Annotated in this window: 19 protein-coding genes and 2 pseudogenes; 14 read left to right on the plus strand and 7 right to left on the minus strand. The window is 59.7% G+C overall.

What is annotated here, in order from left to right; translation table 11 throughout:
• Positions 1 to 178: TOBE-like domain-containing protein (locus NKI47_RS27410; RefSeq protein ID WP_352594327.1), on the plus strand; the 178-nt coding region annotated here is incomplete at its 5' end.
• An 11-nt stretch (positions 179 to 189) separates the two neighbouring features.
• On the opposite strand, the pseudogene NKI47_RS27415 reads toward NKI47_RS27410, so the two are convergent.
• The 5 genes and pseudogenes from NKI47_RS27415 to NKI47_RS27430 form a co-directional block, all read right to left on the minus strand.
• A pseudogene (locus tag NKI47_RS27415) lies at positions 190 to 440 on the minus strand (GNAT family N-acetyltransferase); the annotation flags it as partial.
• 534 nt (positions 441 to 974) lie between these two features.
• Entirely contained in the window at positions 975 to 1,079 is a 105-nt protein-coding gene (locus tag NKI47_RS35230) for a hypothetical protein (RefSeq protein WP_352693738.1), read from the minus strand.
• Positions 1,073 to 1,510, minus strand: a complete 438-nt coding sequence (locus NKI47_RS27420) for a recombinase family protein (protein WP_502898084.1) — start codon at positions 1,508 to 1,510, stop codon at positions 1,073 to 1,075. Before NKI47_RS27420 ends, NKI47_RS35230 begins: the two co-directional genes overlap by 7 nt.
• A 331-nt stretch (positions 1,511 to 1,841) precedes the next feature.
• Positions 1,842 to 3,653, minus strand: coding sequence for a heavy metal translocating P-type ATPase (locus tag NKI47_RS27425; protein WP_352594274.1), 1,812 nt, complete (start codon positions 3,651 to 3,653; stop codon positions 1,842 to 1,844).
• 137 nt (positions 3,654 to 3,790) lie between these two features.
• Positions 3,791 to 4,063, minus strand: a pseudogene (locus tag NKI47_RS27430) (transposase); the annotation flags it as partial.
• A gap of 340 nt (positions 4,064 to 4,403) precedes the next feature.
• Between NKI47_RS27430 and NKI47_RS27435 the strand changes: the two are divergent.
• Positions 4,404 to 4,634: a hypothetical protein gene (locus tag NKI47_RS27435; RefSeq protein ID WP_352594275.1), complete on the plus strand. Its 231-nt coding sequence runs from the start codon at positions 4,404 to 4,406 to the stop codon at positions 4,632 to 4,634.
• Here NKI47_RS27435 and NKI47_RS27440 read toward each other — a convergent pair.
• A complete protein-coding gene (locus tag NKI47_RS27440) occupies positions 4,624 to 5,988 on the minus strand; it encodes a hemolysin family protein (RefSeq protein ID WP_352594276.1) in 1,365 nt (454 codons plus the stop codon). The two genes, NKI47_RS27435 and NKI47_RS27440, sit on opposite strands and share 11 nt — an antisense overlap.
• Before the next feature lie 100 nt (positions 5,989 to 6,088).
• Here NKI47_RS27440 and NKI47_RS27445 point away from each other — a divergent pair, with 100 nt between their 5' ends.
• From NKI47_RS27445 to copD, 12 genes are all read left to right on the plus strand, one after another.
• Positions 6,089 to 6,373, plus strand: a complete 285-nt coding sequence (locus NKI47_RS27445; RefSeq protein ID WP_352594277.1) for a hypothetical protein — start codon at positions 6,089 to 6,091, stop codon at positions 6,371 to 6,373.
• A gap of 31 nt (positions 6,374 to 6,404) precedes the next feature.
• Entirely contained in the window at positions 6,405 to 7,079 is a 675-nt protein-coding gene (locus NKI47_RS27450) for a response regulator transcription factor (RefSeq protein ID WP_023722098.1), read from the plus strand.
• Positions 7,066 to 8,055 (plus strand): sensor histidine kinase, encoded by a 990-nt coding sequence (locus tag NKI47_RS27455; protein ID WP_352594278.1) that lies wholly within the window; start codon positions 7,066 to 7,068, stop codon positions 8,053 to 8,055. Before NKI47_RS27450 ends, NKI47_RS27455 begins: the two co-directional genes overlap by 14 nt.
• A complete protein-coding gene (locus tag NKI47_RS27460; RefSeq protein ID WP_352594279.1) occupies positions 7,989 to 8,471 on the plus strand; it encodes a sensor histidine kinase in 483 nt (160 codons plus the stop codon). The genes NKI47_RS27455 and NKI47_RS27460 overlap by 67 nt, the downstream gene beginning before the upstream one ends.
• Positions 8,468 to 9,571, plus strand: a complete 1,104-nt coding sequence (locus tag NKI47_RS27465) for an ABC transporter substrate-binding protein (protein ID WP_352452015.1) — start codon at positions 8,468 to 8,470, stop codon at positions 9,569 to 9,571. The genes NKI47_RS27460 and NKI47_RS27465 overlap by 4 nt, the downstream gene beginning before the upstream one ends.
• A gap of 210 nt (positions 9,572 to 9,781) precedes the next feature.
• A complete protein-coding gene (locus NKI47_RS27470) occupies positions 9,782 to 10,885 on the plus strand; it encodes an ABC transporter substrate-binding protein (RefSeq protein ID WP_352594280.1) in 1,104 nt (367 codons plus the stop codon).
• A gap of 120 nt (positions 10,886 to 11,005) precedes the next feature.
• Entirely contained in the window at positions 11,006 to 12,676 is a 1,671-nt protein-coding gene (locus NKI47_RS27475; RefSeq protein ID WP_352594281.1) for an ABC transporter permease, read from the plus strand.
• The gene (locus tag NKI47_RS27480) at positions 12,669 to 13,733 is read left to right on the plus strand and encodes an ABC transporter ATP-binding protein (RefSeq protein WP_352594282.1); all 1,065 of its coding nucleotides are present in this window, start codon (positions 12,669 to 12,671) and stop codon (positions 13,731 to 13,733) included. Before NKI47_RS27475 ends, NKI47_RS27480 begins: the two co-directional genes overlap by 8 nt.
• A 332-nt stretch (positions 13,734 to 14,065) precedes the next feature.
• Positions 14,066 to 15,073 (plus strand): AI-2E family transporter, encoded by a 1,008-nt coding sequence (locus tag NKI47_RS27485; protein WP_352594283.1) that lies wholly within the window; start codon positions 14,066 to 14,068, stop codon positions 15,071 to 15,073.
• A gap of 211 nt (positions 15,074 to 15,284) precedes the next feature.
• Positions 15,285 to 15,905, plus strand: a complete 621-nt coding sequence (locus NKI47_RS27490) for a hypothetical protein (RefSeq protein WP_352594284.1) — start codon at positions 15,285 to 15,287, stop codon at positions 15,903 to 15,905.
• 277 nt (positions 15,906 to 16,182) lie between these two features.
• Complete coding sequence (gene copC / locus NKI47_RS27495; protein ID WP_352594285.1) at positions 16,183 to 16,524, plus strand: copper homeostasis periplasmic binding protein CopC; 342 nt, start codon at positions 16,183 to 16,185, stop codon at positions 16,522 to 16,524.
• A 2-nt stretch (positions 16,525 to 16,526) separates the two neighbouring features.
• The gene (gene copD, locus NKI47_RS27500) at positions 16,527 to 17,384 is read left to right on the plus strand and encodes a copper homeostasis membrane protein CopD (RefSeq protein ID WP_352594286.1); all 858 of its coding nucleotides are present in this window, start codon (positions 16,527 to 16,529) and stop codon (positions 17,382 to 17,384) included.
• 778 nt (positions 17,385 to 18,162) lie between these two features.
• Here copD and NKI47_RS27505 read toward each other — a convergent pair.
• On the minus strand, positions 18,163 to 18,303 hold the full coding sequence (locus NKI47_RS27505) for a hypothetical protein (protein ID WP_352594287.1): 141 nt from the start codon (positions 18,301 to 18,303) through the stop codon (positions 18,163 to 18,165).
• Positions 18,304 to 18,344: the final 41 nt, after the last annotated feature.

Consider the following 18,344-nt stretch of genomic DNA (forward strand, 5'->3'; position numbering starts at 1 on the left):
CTGCATCGCCGGCACGGTCGCCGCCAGCCGCCGCGTCGCCGGCACCAGGCGGGTCGAGCTCGAAATCGGCGGCGAACGTCAGCGGGTCGAGATCGAATTGCCCGTCGATCATCCGGCGGCGCAGAAAAGTCGGGTGGCTTTCAGGCCGCGGCGCTGGAAGCTGTTTCCGGCTGCTTGATTACGAGGCGATTACCAACTTGTGCACAACAAGACGTTTCGGCCCGCTCTTTCAACGCGCCTTAGCGAGAGCACAAGGGTCATCGGATTTTCGGGAAAGCCGCAAAGCCGTAGTGCTCGTAGAAGGCTTTCGCTTCGTCCGATATGGCATGAACAAGAAGGCCGCGAATCCCGAGGATCGTCGCGGCGTAACGCGTGCGCAGAACGGCGTCTTGCAACAGCGCGGCCCCTAACCCCTTGCCTTGCCAGCTTGTGTCCACGCTGCTCGAATGTCACGCGGTCGACGTCGAGCAGCCTGATGGAGCAGGTCTGCACCGGCCTTGCCGTTCAAGATGGCTTTGGTCACCGCGGTCACGTTCCCGGCGGAAACCCGCCGTCGGTTGTCTCCCATCCCTGAAAGGCGTCCACGTCATCGACCGGAGCAAGCGCTGCGTCAGCGGATAGTGGTGTCGATGCACGCGTCTTTCGCCACAGCGGCGCCAGGAGCCACCATTCCCGGCGCTTCTCCAATACTGACCTTCGCGCGCTACCACCCCGGCCGGACCTTCCCGAGCCTCATCAGGCAATCCGATGTCTGAACGCACCAACCGACCACGTGCGCCAGTAGCAGTCATCCGATCGGACGAATCGAATGACCGCTTTGGCTAGTTCGGTTCGAATTCTTTTGCTCCAGGATGTGTTCCGCCGAACCAACCACGTAGGCAGCTGGTACAATACCAATAACTGCAGGCCGGGGGTACGCGTCCGAGGAGGGCCGGTGCGTACGTCGCTGCGAAAGCGGCCAATTGGACCCACAATCAGCGAACATTCATTTTCGTCTGAGCGCCGATACGTCTCACAGTGGCCCTATGAACTCGGAAGATGCGAGCAATCTCGGCGGCGGGTGGACCATCATTCAGCATGCCGGTGATTTCGGAGCGCTGATCGGACGTGAGTTTTGGGCGACGACCACCTTTTCGCCCGCGCTCCTGGCCGCTAGAAGCCCCGCCATGGTGCGTTCCCGTACGATGGCTCGCTCGAATTCGGCGAAGGAACCGAGCATCCGCATCATCATGCGGCCTGCCGTCGTGGTCGTGCCGATTGCCTCGGTCAGTGAGCAGAACCCGGCGCCGGCGGCCTCGATCTTCTCAAGGATAAGGAGCAGGTCCTTGAGTGACCGCATCAGTCGGTCTAGTTTCCGGACAACCACGATATCGCCTTCTTCGAGCTCGCCAAGAAGCCGATGGAGCTCGGGTCGATCCCAGCGTCCTCCAGATGCTCGCTCCTCCGCGAGCCGCTTGCAGCCGGCGGCTTTGGCACCGCAGACAGGCCTACGCGCTTCTCTGGAAGCCATACTTGGCCTACTCTGTCAGGGGATCAGATGAGTCGCTCGTCACGAAAACGACGACCAAAGGATCGAAGAAATCGCTGGGTCGTCAGGCGCAGCGCGATATTTGGAGGTAACGATGAATTTCACGGACAGGCGCCTCTGGTACGGTGTGGCAGCCGTGATCGTGGTGCTGTTTGTGATCGGGTATGCGGCTGGGTGGTTTGGGGGCACACCGCCACCAGCGCCACAGCAGTAAGCGTACTCTGGTTGCGGTTGCCCGGTTTCGTGGACGATGCGAATTGGACGCGTTTGTCGTCCAAAGAACTGCAAGCGCCTTAGGCTCCAAAGAGATGCGCTAAACATCTTGGATTCGAACGCGCAGCAGTTTTGCCGAATTCAGGAACACCAGGACATCTGGCCCCAAGTGCAAAATCGCTGCCTGGATAGGACCGATCCAGCCCATCAGCGCTGCGGTAATGCCCAAAACGTGCACAACACCGACACCGACAAAAATATTTTCCTGAATTGTCCGGTAAGCACGTCGAGCAATTGCGCGCGCGCTGACAATTTTTGCCAGATCATCCTTCATCAATGCAATGTCGGCGGCTTCCAGTGCCGCCTGCGTGCCGCCGCCGCCCATCGCAATGCCGACATCGGCGCGTGCCAGCGCCGGCGCGTCGTTGATCCCGTCGCCGACCATCGCCACGCGATGGCCCTGCTTTTGCAGTTCGGCGATGGCGGCGACCTTGTCCTGCGGCATCAGATTGGCACGCACTTCATCCACGCCGAGTTCCTTGGCGATGGTCCGCGCTGTGGCCTCATTGTCACCCGTCACCATCACCATGCGCTTGACCCCGGTCGCACGGAGCTTTGCCAGCGCTTCGCGCGCACCTGGTCGCAATGTGTCGGCAATCAGAATCACGCCCGCGAATTTCCCATCGACCGCGACGTGAACCGGCGTCTGTCCGCCCTTTTCGATCGCATCGGAAAGCGGCACGCCGGCCTCGCGCAGCAACGATGCATTCCCGACCAGCACGGTGCGTCCGGAGACCGTCGCCTTCACACCGCGCGCCTGCAACTGCTCGTACTGCTCCGGTTCCGGGACATCGATTTTCATCCGGGCGGCATAGTTGACGACCGCTTTCGCCAAGGGGTGAGCGGACCGCCGATCGGCGGCGGCGGCAAGGCTGAGCAGATCAGCTTCCGAAAGCGTGCCGTCCTGCATCTCCACGCCGACAACCTCGGGCTTGTTCGCCGTCAGGGTGCCTGTCTTGTCGAACACCAGGACGTCGACCTTGGCCAAAGACTCCAGATAGACGCCCCCCTTGACCAGAATTCCACTGCGTGCGGCTCGCGCAATGGCTGCGATAATCACCAGAGGAGTCGCCAATCCGAGTTCGGCAGGCGATGTGAAAATCAGCAGAGTGACGATCATCCGAACGTCGCGGGTATAAAGATAAACCGCAACGAGGAAGATCAGCACGACCGGGATCAGCCATGACGCGACCTTATCCGCCAGTTTCTGGACGGGTGCCTGTTCCGCTTCGGCATTCTCGACCAGACTGATGATGCGGGCAAAGGTGGTGTCGGCACCAACCTTCTCGGTCTCGATGTCGAGGGCGCCGGATTCGACGATGGTTCCGGCAAAGACATCGGCGCCATCGCTCTTGTCCTTGGGAATGCTCTCTCCAGTGATCGATGCTTCGTTGACCGAAGCCGCTCCACCGACGACGGTGCCATCGACCGGAATCTTCTCGCCGGCCCGCACCAAGACAACATCGCCCGCGCGCAAATTTTCGATCGGGACCATGCGTTCGCCACCTGGGTCCCGCACAAGTGCCACCTGGGGCACCGAGCCGATCAGGTCTTTGATCGAGGCTCGCGCACGATCCATATTCACATCGGCAATGAACTCTGCGATCAGAATGATCACCATGAGGACCGCGCCGGCGACGGTCTCGCCTCCGATCAGCGCTACCACCGTAGCGATGGTGACGAATATCTCGGTACCGATCTTGCGCTCTTTTACGAGGTCAACGGCGCCGGTCTTGACAAGCGGATACAAAGCGATGGCAACCGCCCCCACAAAGCTTGAATGGGAATCAGCTGTTGCCAGTACAGAAAGGCCATCAGGCCGGTAAATATAATGCGAGCGACTTCGGTCCAACGTTCGCGTGTCATCAACACTCGCCAACCCGATGGAACAGCGTTAGGCGCCGGCTCAACGCTTTCGGTGGCTGCTGTCTCGGATTTCATGATTGGCTCGCTATCTGGATTGCGGTCTTGGCTTGAAGCGTGAGCGCATCAGGATCGTGTCCCAGGGAGTGGTGTAGTTGACGGCTTGGTCGCCGCAGCTTCCGGCATGGGCCGGGAATGATCAGCGCGCCACAGCAGGCTGATGAGTGGATCATCGCTCATTTGGCTGATGGTTTCCAGCGTAATGTATCTCGCCCGCTGCACGGCCCATTCATCGTTCTGCTCGAGCAGGATCGCGCCAACCAGACGGACGATGGCGTCATCATTTGGGAAGATGCCGATGACCTCGGTGCGCCGCTTGATCTCGCCGTTGAGGCGCTCGGTAACCGGTATGATCATGATGGTGCCATCTGATCCCCCGCTGGAGATGCGAGATTTTCAGCGTATGTGTGACCATCCGGGACAGCGGCGCCGGGAGCACGCCAAGTGCGGGCAGGCCGTGTATTCGATAAGCTGCGAGCTCGCGTTAGTAGCTGGCCGCCCCTGCGACCTGCCCGGTTGCGCCGAGAGCGCGGATCCGTAGGTGTCGCGTCGCCCGCCGGCTCCCGATTGTTCAAGGAGAGAGGGGGCCAATGACGTGTAATTGGAATGGCTATCCACCGCACCTTTGCGGAAGTGGTTTTCTGCGAAGATGGCCGGCTGCGCCATCACGGACGCCGACATGACCCGCTCCGGACTGGAGGGATTTGGCCGCAGCTTGAACAGGACGGACGAGGTCGTTGTCGAGGTGACCGGCAACGCCATGGGGGTGGTGCGAGTGCTTTCGCCTTTCGTCGACCGGGTGATGGTGCATCAGTATCAGTCAGGTTGGATCACGCAGGATACAGTTGGTTCGCGGGCACCGGCGACCTCGACGAGGCCATGGCGGCCTATTCATTGGCCTATGTTCTGAGCCCATCTACCTCCGATGTTTCTTGCCGCCCCGTGGGAGAGTTCCTTCGTGCGAGCAGTTTGTCGATCCGCCGGCCATCCATGTCCACGATCTTGAAGTGCCAGCCGCCATACTCAAAATGTTCCCCGACCTCAGGCAGATGCCCTAGTCGAAACAGGGCAAATCCTGCGATCGTATGGAAGTCGCCTTCAGTTGGCCGTGCTCGAAAACCAAGGCGATCGAACGCGTCCTGGGCCGACATCATACCATCCACGAGAAGGGAGCCGTCTTCACCCTCGACGACATCCGGCTCTTCGCCTTCGATGTTGGGCAGGTCGCCGGCGATGGCTTCGAGCAAATCGGTCTGGGTAACAATTCCTTCCAGACTTCCGTACTCGTCGAGGACCATTGCTATGCGGACGGGCGCCTTCCTGAACTGCTCCAGCACTTTGAAAATCGGCGTTGATTCATGAACGACGAGCGGCTCACGGATGATCGCCATCGGATCGAGAACCTGCCCGTCAAGAACCTGGTCGAGCATGTCCTTCTTCAGAACCATGCCGAGCGGTTCATCGATACCGCCCTTGCCAACAAGGAGCTGCTCATGGCGGATATCGCGGATCGTACGAAGAATCTTGGTTCGGTCATCATTCACGTCGATCCAGTCGATATCCGGCCGAGGCGTCATGATGTCACTGATGCGGCGCTCGCCGATATTGAAGACCCGCTCGACCATCTCCCGCTGCGCCTGCTGCAACAGGCCGCCTTCCTGACTGGCCGAGATCAGAAGCTTCAGCTCGTCTGGCGAGTGCAATGAGTCCTCACCGGTTCCCGGGCGCAGGCCGCAGAGTCGCAGAACGAGGTTGCCGAGACCATTCAGCATTAGAATCGCCGGCCTGAGCAGAAAGAGGAACAGACCGAGCGGACGCACGACCCAGAGCGCAGTGTCTTCGCTGCGCTGGAGCGCCAGACTCTTTGGTGCGAGCTCGCCAAGCACGATGTGAAGCGCGGTGATGATGATGAAAGCGATCGCGACGGCGACAGTGTGTGAGCCCGCAGTCGCCAACGACCCCAGCAGCCCGATCAAGAGAGGCTCGACGAGATGCGCGAGAGCAGGTTCGCCGATCCAGCCGAGTGCCAGCGATGAAATGGTGATGCCGAGCTGGGTCGCCGCCAGATTGGCATCGAGATTGTCGACGGCCCGCTGAAGCGCTGCCGCGTTCAGCCGCCCAGCCGCAGCGAGTTCGGCAACTCGGCTTCGGCGCACGGCGACCAGGGAAAACTCGGCGGCGACAAAGAAGCCGTTTGCGGCCACGAGTAGGAGAACCGACAAGATTCCAAGAATGTCGCTCAAACTGCCATCGCCTGTCGGCATGATATCCTCTTAATGACGCAATTGGATACGTCTCTGAAGCGCAAATGATGGCATTGCGCAATCGCTATCAGCATCAAGATCGCCAGAAACATAATCCCGGATGGCGATGGTGGTGCATCTACTAGCGACTGATCACGGTGCGGTCGAATACGTTGAATGCGGCAAAATGCGTGGTCCAGCCGTGGCTTGCAGCGCGGGTCATGTACCGACGCGCCCCGTTCTTGGCGTGGATGCGCAGATCAACATGAAGGCAGACGGCATCACGCAGCCCGTCGATAAAGCTCAAATGATTGGACAGCTTGAACTGCTGACGGTAACAGGGCTGAAGCCAACGCGTGATCTGCAGATGATGTCAAGCGCCTCTCCGCAAAGAGGTGACGCTTGATAGGGGGCTGCTTCCGTGCAAATGCTCCGGCATGCGAATTCTCCTCGTCGAAGACACGCGCGACGTTGGCGAGGCTATCAGCCGCCGCTTCGAAACGATCGGCCACGCAGTCGATTGGGAGACGGACGGCCGTGCTGCCGCAGAAATCCTCGATTTCACCTGCTACGATCTCGTCATCCTCGACGTCATGCTGCCCAGCCTCGACGGGTTCGAAATCGTTCGACGGCTCCGGCAGGCAAGGAATACGACCCCGGTTCTGATGTTGACGGCCCGTTCCGAGATAGAGGACCGCGTTGGCGCGCTTGATCTCGGCGCCGACGACTATCTGGTCAAACCGTTCGATTTCCGGGAATTGGAAGCGCGCGCCCGTGTTCTGCTCCGGCGGAAAAGCGGCGAGGCGACCAACATCGTCCAGTGTGGCGATGTCGTGCTCGACCGCGGCAGCCGCTCAGTGCGAGTAGGCAGGCGCGAGGTGCAATTGAAACGACGCGAGATGACGTTGCTTGAGATACTGGCGTCGCGGCCAGGCCGCGTCTTCAGCAAGGATGAACTTATCGATCAGCTTTTCGGGTTTGACGAGCCGGCCAATCAGAACGCGATCGAACTTTATGTCGGGCGGCTGCGCAAGAAGCTGGAAGGCGCCAAGGCGCAGATCGTTACCGTGCGGGGCGTGGGATATCAGCTGGCTTCCGATGATACCGGCTGAGCCTTCCCTTTTCACGCGCCTGGCGGTCCGCATCTCGCTGGTGCTGGGCCTGGGTGCGGCTCTTCTGGTGAGTGCGGCATCGTACTACGCACGTACCGCCGCCGATGACGCCTATGACCGGCTTCTGCTTGGTGCGGCCATCCAGATGGCAGACAGCCTTACGGTTGAATCCGGTTCGCTCATCATCAACCTGCCGGTATCAGCTTTTGAACTTCTGGGCCTCGCCAGCCGCGATCGCATCTTCTATCGCGTGATCGGCCCTTCCGGCGCGACGCTGACAGGTTATGCCGATCTGCAAACAGAAGTTGATCTGGCCGCAATACACGATGTCCCGGTATTGGAATCGGCGCATTATCGCGGCGAACCGGTTCGGATTGCGGTGGTGGCGCGCGCACTGTCCGATCCAGCCGTATCCGGTTGGGCGCATGTCATCGTTGGGCAGACCACGGAAGCCCGCCGCGCGCTCGCGGGTGAATTGACTCTCAGGGCGACCGTCCTCCTGGCGATCATGAGCATATTGGCATTGGCTGGAGCGATGATTGCTATTCGCTATTCTCTGCAACCGGTCAAGCATCTCGGAGCGACGCTCCGCCGTCGCGATCCACAAGACCTGACGCCGGTAACGGTCGTCGTACCGAGAGAATTGCGGCCCTTCGTTACTTCCATCAATTATTTCATGAGTCGGCTCGACGAGCGCGTGAAACTCCTGCAGCGCTTCATCGCCGACGCGGCGCACCAGATCAGAACGCCGCTGACAGCGCTAACGGCGCAGCTCGATCTGTTGAGTCAAGCCAAGCTGGACAAGTCGAGCCGCCAGCATCTCGATCGCGTACAGCAGCGCGCCAGCGAACTTGCGCGCCTGACAACCAGTTGCTCAGCCACGCCATGGTCATCCATCGTGCCGATTCCGTGCAGCTTCAGCCGCACGATCTGGCAGATGTCGCACGGCGCGCTTTCCGTGCGGCGGTTCCGATAACTATCGATCCGGACATCATCGTCTCCTTCGAGGCGCCTGACGACGAGCCGGTCGTGCTTGCGGACGCCGTCAGCCTTCGCGAAGCGATCGTCAATATCATCGACAATGCCTTGCGTCATGGAGTGGTGTCGCGCCTTGAGGTCAGAGTACGCAGCGACGGTACGCGTGCCCATCTCGAGGTCGAAGATGACGGACCGGGCATTCCGCCGGGCGAGTGGGAGCGGGTCACGCAGCGCTTCGAAACGTCCAAATCTCATGACGGCAGCGCAGGTCTTGGTTTCGCCATCGCGTCGGAGGTTGCGGCGGCTCACGGTGGCGCGCTGACCTTTCGCGAGACAAGCAAGGATGGCGGGAAGGGCACGCAAGGGTTCACCGTCACCTTGACGTTGCCCATCGCCACGGAGAAGACCGGATGATAACGGGAACATTGCCGACATTCGGTTTGATGGCTGCCGTCCTCCTATGCATCGGTCACGCGGCAAGAGCTGCTGAAGGAAGCAGCGCATTTTTCCCTTCGTCTCAGCCGGAGAAGGACCGACTGTCGATCCACGCCGCGACCGATCTGGCGGCTATGGAACCACTGATCCGGGATTTTCAGTCCGTTTTCCCCAACGTGGCAGTCGAGTATGTTGAATATGTCACCAACGACTTGCAAAGGAGTGCCAGTGAAGCCTGTCGGACGGACGCGGTGCTGGGCGACATCTTGTTGTCTCCGTCGGTCGACCAACTCGTGAAGCTCGCCAATGACGGCTGCGCGGCGCCGCACGTGTCGGCCGAAACCGCGCATGTCGCCAATTGGGCAAACTGGCGCGACGAGGTATTCGGCTTTACCTACGAACCGGCCGTCTTCGTCTATAACGCCCGCCTCGTGCCGTCCGGCGACGTACCGCGCACCCACATCGAACTCGCCGATCTTCTCAGGCGGCGGATCGATTTTTATCGCGGACGGGTCGGAACGTTCGACATCCGACTTTCGGGCATCGGCTACCTATTGGCGTTCAGTGATGCGCGGCAGACGACGGCGGTCTACGGTCGGCTTCTGGAAAGCATGAGCCGAGCGGAAACTGTGGTGCGTTGTTGCACCGCGGAGACCCTTCAGGACGTTGCAAACGGGAGCCTATATATAGGCTACAATATGATCGGGTCATATGCCTACGCCGCGGCCAGGGGCAATTCCGATTTGAGGGTCGTTGTCCCGCGGGACTATGCGCTGATACTCAGTCGTGGCGCGCTCATTCCGAAGACGGCGCCGAATATGGGCGTTGCCAAACGATTTCTCGACTACCTTCTGTCAGCCCGGGGACAGAAGGTTGCCAGGGATAGCGCCTTCTTCTTTGCCGAGAACGGGCAATTGCCTGAGGGAGCGGACGGCCCGGAAAAACTTGGGGAGTCTGGTATCGCGCGCGCCATACGCATCGGCCCTGCGTTACTTGCCGTACAGGACGAGGCGTTGCGCCGCCGCTTCATCGAGGATTGGAGCAAGTCCATGATCGATGCACAGGGCCAGCGACCGTGACGCGTAGGATGCCGCTCCAAGATTTCAACAATTCGGCAATACGTCGATGTGGCCGATCCCGCTGTCGTCGACAATCTGATCACGACCCATCGGGCCTAGTCGGCTGAGCAAACCTCGACATCGCCGTGACAGGTTGGTGACAGGTCAGGATGATACTCGCCTTTTGTGCCTGGAGGAGGTACGATTTAGGCGAACTTGGAGGAGACCCTAATGAAAAATCGTCTTGCGACGATGATGGCCGCGTTTTCGCTGTCAGCCGCTTTCGCGACGCTTGCCGCCGCTGCCGAGATCCCCGCCGGGTATCCGGACAACTACAAGGATCTGGTGGCCGCCGCCACCGCGGAAGGACACCTCAGCATCTATTCGACGACCGATGCGGCGCTGGTCCAGCCCTTGCTCAAGGACTTCGAAGCAGCATTCCCCGGCATCGCCGTCGAATATTCCGACCTCAATTCCACCGAACTCTACAATCGCGTCATTGCCGAAACCGCTTCGGGCCAAGGCACGGCAGATGTCGCATGGTCTTCGGCTCCGGATCTGCAGATCAAACTTGCCTCAGACGGCTATGCGCAGGAATACAAATCCGTGGAGGCGGCCCACCTTCCGGCCTGGGCGTCCTACAAGGACATGGTCTATGGTACCACCGCCGACCCGGTGACTTTCGTCTACAACAAGCGTCTCGTGCCTGAAGGCGATGTTCCCGCAACCCACGCCGATCTTCTCAAGCTGATGACCGGGAAGACCGCAGAATATGATGGCAAGATCGCGTCCTACGATCCGGAAAAATCCGGTGTCGGCTTCTATTTCTACAACCAGGACGCCAAGAACTGGACCGATTCCTGGGCGCTTAACAAGGCTTTTGGCAAGGCCCATATCAAGCTCTACAGCTCCGCCGGCTCGATGATCGAGAAGGTCACGTCTGGCGAACATTCCATCGCCTATGGCATCTTCGGCTCATATGGCCTCGCCAAGCAGGCCAAGGACGAGAACCTCGGTGTGATAATCCCGAAGGACTATGTCCTGGTGACCACCCGCGCCACCGTCATTCCGGCGGAAGCCCAGGATCCCAATGCTGCGAAGCTATTCGTAGACTATCTGCTGTCGGCGCGCGCGCAGAAGCTGATCGCCGACGACATCAAGCTCTATGCCGTTCGTGATGAGGTTGAAGGGGCAACCACGCTGGCGTCCATAAAGGCCGCCGCCGGTGAAAACGTTCACCCGATCGCGCTCGACGACGAGCTGCTCGAAGGTCTCGACGAGACGACACGGCTGGCGTTCCTCAACGAGTGGCAGAAGGCCATGAAGGGCGAGTAATCGCTTGATCGGGAGTGCCTCCACAGTCGGCTCTCTCACCCTTCTTGCTATTAAGAATCATCGGAACGGCGCGCTTGCGCTCTTGCTAGCGGACGGCCCCCGGCTTTGTTCGAGGCGATCATGCCCTTCCGTGTCTTTCGTGTCAGCACCAACCTCCTCGCCATCCTGGTGGTGCTGGCACCGGTCACCCTGATCATTTATCAGAGTTTTCTGTCCGCGCCTTTCTTCCAGAAAACCGCGCATCTGTCGCTGAACGCCTACAGCTTCATCCTCGCGGACGCGGATTTCTGGCTAGCGCTGACGACTTCGCTCAAGCTCGCGGTGGGCATGACGGTGATCGCAGTTCCGGTGGGAATCCTGCTGGCGTTCATCATCGTGCGCACCGACGTGCCGGGCAAGCGCTGGCTGGAGCCGATCATCCTGATCCCGGTTTTCATGTCGGCGGTGGTGCTGGCCTTCGGCTATGTGATGACACTGGGACCAGTCGGCTTCGTCTCGCTGGCGGTCAAGTCGATGATCGGCTACGTGCCCTGGAATGTCTATTCGGTGACATCGATCGCGATCATTGCCGGGCTCACCCATGTCCCACATGTCTATCTCTATGCATCGGCGGCGCTCCGCAACGTTGGCGCCGACCTCGAAGAGGCGGCACGCACCGTCGGCGCTGGCCCTTGGCGCGTCGCCGCCAGTGTGTCGCTGCCCATGGTGATGCCGGTGGTGCTCTATGCGGCGGTTCTGGTGTTCTTCCTCGGTTTCGAACTTTTCGGCCTGCCGCTGGTGCTTGGCGATCCGGAAGGCGTGCTGGTTCTCGCCACCTATCTCTACAAGCTCACCAACAAGCTCGGTGTTCCTTCCTACCAGTTGATGGCCGTAGTGGTGGTGGCGATCATCATGATCGCGCTGCCGCTGGTGGTGCTGCAGCGCTACATGCTGCGCAACGCCAGCCGCTATGTGTCTGTCAAAGGCAAGGGCAGTCGGCACAACCCCATCCGGCTGGGCGCTCTTCGCTGGCCGGCCTTCGCGCTTGTGGTGGCCTGGTTCGCGGCCACCGTGATCATACCGGTGGGCGGCGTCGCAATTCGTTCACTGGTGACAAGCTGGGGCGTCGGGGTGAATATCTTCCAGGTGCTGACGTTGGATCACTATCGCGATCTCGCTGACTATCCGAATGTCATCAGCGCCATTCTCAACACGGTCGGCGTCGCGGTGGTCGGCGGCGCGGCTTCGATCGCGGCCTATACTGCCGTGGCACTCGCCGGTCATCGCTCGAGCGCACCCCTGACCAAAGTCGTCGACTACGTGGCCATGATACCGCGGGCGATGCCGGGCATTGTGGCTGGCCTCGCCATGCTGTGGATATTTCTGTTCTTCAAACCGATCGCACCCCTGCGCGCCACGATGATCTCGGTATGGCTCGCCTATACCATTGTCTGGTTCGCCTATGGCATGCGGCTGATTTCCGGAACGCTCCTGCAGATCGGCAAGGAGCTCGAGGAAGCCGGCCGGTCAGTTGGTGCCAGCGAGGGCCAGGTTGCCAGGGACATCACCCTGCCGCTCATCCGCGGCGGCATGTTCTCGGCCTGGCTGTTGATCTTCCTGATCTTCGCCCGTGAATATTCGACGGGCGTCTATCTGCTCGGGCCGGGAACCGAAGTGATCGGCTCGCTCATGGTTTCCCTTTGGGGCACCGGCGCGATCGATCTGGTTTCCGCTCTCGCCGTCATCAACACCGTCATCATCGTGACCGGTCTTGCCCTCGCGATGCGCTTTGGAGTCCGCCTCAATGACTGACATCATCATAGACGGTCTGCGCCTCAGTTATGGCAACCTTGAAATCCTGAAAGGTGTGTCCTTCTCGGTCGAACCGGGTCAGATCGTCGCCTTGCTCGGCGCTTCCGGGTCCGGCAAGACGACGCTCTTGCGAGCGGTCGCAGGTCTGGAGACACCCAACAGCGGCAAGATACTGCTCGGTGACAAGCCGCTTTTCGATGCCGGGCAGAACATCAATCTGGCGCCGGAAACGCGCGGTCTCGGGCTAGTATTCCAGTCCTATGCGCTGTGGCCGCATCGGACGGTGTCCGAGAATGTGGGTTATCCCCTGAAGCTGCGCAAAGTGTCCCAGGCAGATGTTGCGAGCCGCGTCCAGAAGGCTTTGGACAGCATCGGCCTCGGCAAACTGGGCGAGCGCTATCCGCATCAGCTCTCCGGCGGACAGCAGCAGCGCGTGGCGCTGGCCCGTGCGCTGGTCTATGAGCCGAACGTGATTCTGCTCGATGAGCCGCTGTCCAATCTAGACGCCAAGCTACGCGAAGAAGCGCGGATCTGGCTGCGCCGCCTCATCACCAATCTCGGGCTATCGGCGCTGTGCGTCACCCATGATCAGGTGGAAGCGATGGCGCTCGCCGACCGCATCCTGCTGCTCAACGGCGGCCAGATCGAACAGGACGGAACCCCCAAGCAAATCTACAACAAGCCGAAGAGCCTGTTTGCAGCAGAGTTCATGGGTGCCAGCAATCGCCTTGACGGCGTGGTCACCGCCATCAACGGCAACCGTGCGGAAATTGTCGCGAACGGCATCCATCTTGTGGGCAGTGCTCAGCAGGAGCTGACCGTCGGCGCCAAAGTCACCGCACTCGTTCGGCTTGAGCGGGTGACTTGGTCCGGGGAGGACGGCCCTGGACGTATCGACATGACCTGCGTCGAGAGCCTTTTCCTTGGCGATCGGCATGAAGTCATTTTCGAAAGCAATGACCTGACCATCCGGACCTATTCCCGGGACGCCCTTCCGTCCGGCCAATACCATGTCGAGTTCCCGTTCGAGGATCTGATGGTCTTCGCGGCGGAATGAACTTCGGCGTTCACCACGAAGAGGATCATTCTTGCCAACCGGCATAAACATTCTCGAGCGGCTGACCTGCCACGGGCAACCTCCATCTGAGATTAAAGTCCGGCCTCGATTGAAGGGCGGACTGATGAAGAGAATGCGGTTTACGCAAGAGCTGATCATCGCGGTCCTGCGTGAGCATGAGACGGGGCAAAAGCGGGCGACTTGGCGCGCAAGCATGGGACCTCCGAGGCGGTTAGCCTTACACACGTGTTGAACGCGTGTTCGCTTGCGCATCACCGGGTATCAAAGCTGATGAAACCCGGAGAGGACTTGGCTGCTTCTGCAGGTGAAAAGTGCTGACTTTCTCATGGTTCTATCTCGCGTCGTGCCTGCTTGCGCTTATAGCGCTCGTCGCCGTTCTCGAACTCGGACTGCTTCCGGCACTGCTTTCGGGCCTTCTCGTGTTCAACATCGTTCATTTCGCCGCACCGATGCTCCATCGAATCGGCGTTTCCAACAGCCTGACGAAAAGCCTTGCGCTGACCTTGGTGGCATTGATCTTCACGCTCCTGATAGCCGCCGCTATCTTTAGCGGCATGTCGCAATTGACTGGTGGTTCGGAGAACGTCGTGACGCTCCTCAAGAAGATGGCCGAGATCATCGATACCGCGCGCGTCCATCTCCCGACCTGGGCGATGGCCTATTTTCCATCAAACATCGAGGAACTGGAAGTCTTCGCGGCCCGGTGGCTCCGCGAACATGCCGGCCAGCTTCAACTCGTTGGGCGGGATGTTGGCGTCCTGGTGGTCCACATTGTCGTCGGCATGGTGATCGGCGGCTTGATCGCGGTGAGCTCGGCGGCGCCATCGCGCGAGCCCGGCCCACTGGCGGTCGCGCTCGCGGATCGTGTCAACATTCTGAGCAAGGCCTTTCGCAACATCGTGTTCTCGCAAATCCGGATTTCGGCGTTGAATACGTTTCTGACGGCGATCTATCTCGTCGCTGTTCTGCCGTCCTTCGGCATCGATCTGCCATTCATCAGGACAATGATAGCGCTGACTTTCGTCGCTGGCCTTCTGCCGGTCATCGGCAATCTGATCTCCAACACGGTGATCGTGGTTGTCAGCCTCAGCATCTCCTTCCTTGCAGCGCTCGGCTCGCTTGCTTTTCTCATCATCATTCACAAGCTCGAATACTTCGTAAACGCCAAGATCATCGGTTCGCGGATCAATGCGCGTGCCTGGGAGCTTCTTCTGGCGATGGTTTTCATGGAAGCCTGGTTCGGTATGCCGGGTCTTGTCGCCGCGCCGATCTATTATGCCTATCTGAAGGCTGAACTGACGATGCGCGGGCTAATCTAGCGTTAGGGCAGGTGGCGATTTGACGACGCAAGCAAGGTTGCTGGGAAACCGCGCAAATTTGGCCACTCGCTGAACAGCACCATCTGGTTAGTGAACCCTCAAGAGTTTCGTGACCGATTTGAAGGCCCCCGTTTAATAGCACGCCCACTGCAAAGACATTAGAAGGCGCGCTAAAACATAAATTGTCCGGAGGCATGTAATCTGCTACTGTTTGATCACCGACAAACGGCTCTGGAAAGCCGTGCGTTCGGACATCATGCACAAGATCAACTCAAACCGGAGAACGGCCATGAAACGGCTTCTGACGGTCGCTGCCCTTTTGGCGGCAGGCAGTTTGGTTACGATGCAAGGCGCAGCCGCCGACGACGCTGCGATGATCAAGAGCGCTGAATCTGCTGCACCCCCTGCCGTGGCAAGCGGCGCTGCGGTCTACGCCGCGGATGAAAAGGGCGCCATGCGCACCCTGCGCGAGGGCAAGAACGGCTTCTGGTGCATGCCAGACAGCCCGTCCACGCCCGGCCCGGACCCAATGTGCGGCGATGCCAACGCGATGGAATGGGCGATGGCATGGATGGAAAAGAAGGAACCGCCCAAGGGCAAGGTCGGCTTCATGTACATGCTGTCCGGCGGTACCGATGGCAGCAACACCGATCCCTATGCGACGAAGCCCGAGGAAGGCAACAATTGGATAGAGACCGGCCCGCATGTGATGATCGTCAACGCAATGGACATGATGCAGGGCTATCCGACGGACCCCAAGCCTGACACATCCAAGCCCTATGTGATGTGGCCGGGCACTCCATACGCACATCTCATGATCCCGGTTAAGTAGCTGAAACGGAGTCACGCGGGCGCAAACGCTTGTTTGGCCCGCGCTTGTCCTGACAATTGCAAACGCTTGCGGCGTCCGTGACCTTCAATCGAGAGTCTCGGCGGTCGGTAACGTGTTGGCCTGATCTCCCATCACTTTTCCGGCAAATGGAAAATTTCGTGACAGCTCGAACAGTCGCGGCCCTGCAACACCAACAAATTCGTATATTCGTCAGGAAGTGCATAGTCTTTGATGACCGTCGTCGCGGGAGGAGTTCGCGTTGAACCGGACTATCCGAATGATCGCCACACTTGCGCTGTGGAGCGTGCCATTATCCGGCCAGGCGCTTGCGCATGCTCGATTGGTCGAGGCTACTCCAGAGATCAATAGCACCATTGCCGCTCCGCCCACTGAGATTCGACTGCGCTTTAGCGAACCCATTGAGGCTCGATTCTCGGGCATCGATCTTTCGGGGCCGGATGGTGCGAAGATCACCACGGAGATCGCGGTGCGCGATAAGGACATGGTGGCACCTGTATCAAGGTCCCTTGCGCCGGGTGTTTATCAAGTTGATTGGCACGTGCTGTCAGCAGACGGGCACAAGGTGAAGGGCAATTTCAAATTTGAAGTCAGACCGTAGAAATGGACGTTGATGGCACTCTGGCCTTCGCCCGGTGGGTCTACTTCCTCTCAGTGATGATTCTATTCGGGTCGGCCCTCTTCCCTTTCTATGCGCTAGACAGAACCGCGGCTCCCGCGCTTGCGCCTCTACCCCGTAACATCAATCCTGCCCTCGCACTTGCGGCCGCAATCTTCGCGGCAATTTGGCTGCTGTGCTTTACGGCCGGGCTCTCCGGACGCGAGGGTATGGTTGACACCTTGCGCGGCGTTCTCATGGAAAGCGACTTCGGAACCGTTTGGTTTGTTCGCCTTTCGCTCGTTCTCCTGCTCCTGGTGATCAGCTTCTCGGGGCGGCCCGAATTGATCGTCGGGCCGGCCTTCTTGCTACTGACCTGTGAGGGTTGGCAGGGCCACGCGGCGGCGTTGGGCCTTCTAGCCTCACTGACTCAAGCTCTCCATGTTGCAAGTGCCGGGGCGTGGATAGGTGGCCTCCTGCCCCTCGGACTGCTAATCGCGGCAGCGCAGCGGCATCCATCCGAAGTCGCAGGCGTGGAAACCGTCCTGTGGCGCTTCTCCCGCTTTGGTATGGTGGCGGTTGCGCTCATTTTTTTTACGGGCGCTATGAACACTTGGCTAATGCTCGGCTCGTTCCCCGATCCGCGCAACAGCTACGGTCGAATTCTCCTGTTCAAGATCAGCCTATTCGTCGCGATGGTCGGTTTGGCGGTCTACAATCGATACGCCCTGGTCAGCCGCATGAAGTCCGAACCGGCCAAAAGCTTGGGCACATTGTCTCGCAACGTTGCGCTGGAGCAGATCATCGGGTTTGGGGTGCTTATGGATGTAAGCGCGCTGGGGCTTATGGATCCGTACGCGTGACGCGCTGACTTTGCAATTATCCGCTGGCAACGTTTCTGCAATTCGCGATCGACACTCACCTCTATCCGCTTGGCGCACAGAGTGGCTGGCCGGTCTGGCTGCCGATCTCAACCAACGTCGGGACGTGTGGAGCGCGGATATATGCCTGCGACCTAGACACGATTCCATGCGTAAACGAGTAACTGCCAGCACCAGCCGGCCAGCGTTCATCGCTCCTTGATCCCCACCCTGGTGGAGAAGCCTCCCGAGGGCCGAGGGATGGACACACAAGTTCGACGGCTACCGCGGGTCTTCAACGCGGACCCGCGTCGGAGAATAACTGGCGAATGATACTACGGGGCGACGGCGCAGCCGCCGACAGTCGGATGGAGGTCGATCTCGTCGCAGCCGCTGGGCCCGCTAAATGGCACTCTTGACTAACGTGCCAGAGGGTCCATTTTTTGACCCTGCGGTGTGCTGATGTCGAAGCCCCTCTTTATCCCGGCGCTCGCTGCTATATGCCTGAGATCGCCGCTGGTGCGTGCCGATAATGTCGATCTGGCGTTGGAAGCTTTTCACGGCATTTGTCTTGCCCATGGACCTGACTTCGAACGAACCGTCCTGCGGCCAGGAGACGCGGATGGACTCCGTTGTCCGGCGACGCAGCACTTGCCCCCGTCGGTGACGTAGGCGCCTTCCAGGGCTGGGAGGCGACCGGTGACGACCTCCCGGCCAAAACCATGATCGCGGTGACAAAAGCCACTTGAATGGCAAGTCCGTGCAAACTTGCTCCATAAAGCTATTCGATGTCGACCGCGCGGCATTCGAGGAGCGTTTCTTCGCCCGGACGGATGCCGAAACAATCGGCGAGGACAGAAACGGAATGCAAGTTTCCAAACTCTATATATTGACAGTCGGCAATCGCAAGCAGCTTGTCCATTTGACGTTCCCGAGGTCCGGATCACATCGAACACGGTCATT

The sequence above is a fragment of the Mesorhizobium sp. M0633 genome (genome assembly GCF_040320645.1).
Taxonomy (GTDB): Bacteria; Pseudomonadota; Alphaproteobacteria; order Rhizobiales; family Rhizobiaceae; genus Mesorhizobium.